1 protein-coding gene is annotated in these 422 nt (G+C 64.5%); it reads left to right on the forward strand.

The genetic code is table 11. The features are described 5' to 3' along the window. Positions 1-422: hypothetical protein (locus JWG43_RS21015; protein WP_205244428.1), on the forward strand; the 422-nt coding region annotated here is incomplete at both ends.

Raw genomic sequence — 422 nt, forward strand, 5'->3', positions numbered from 1 at the left:
GGACATGGACGCCGAACTGACCGTCAAGGCGGCCCCAAGTGAAACCGCCACGCCTCAATCCGACGCGATCAAGAGCTACGTCTATGTCGGGCCGACGTCGGCCGTGACGCAGGATGACGGCGGCGTCGTCGTCGTCGGGGAAACTGTTCCCGCATCGCTGCGCACCGCGATGATCGACGGCTTTCTGGCGGCCCAAGGATTCTATGGCGCTCGTCTCGGCCGCGACCTGACCTATACGCCGACCCTGATCGTCACCACCGACAGCCCAGGCCCGACGACATATCGGGGCGATGTGACCGACAATGGCGTCATCTCCCTGCGCTTTCATGGCTCGGACTGGTCCGCGCCCCCGCCCGATGTGACCGAACAGCTGTCCACCTTCGTCTGGCACGAGACGTTGCACATGTGGAACAGCCATGCGG

Source organism: Desulfobulbus alkaliphilus (assembly GCF_016918545.1).
GTDB lineage: Bacteria > Desulfobacterota > Desulfobulbia > Desulfobulbales > Desulfobulbaceae > Desulfobulbus > Desulfobulbus alkaliphilus.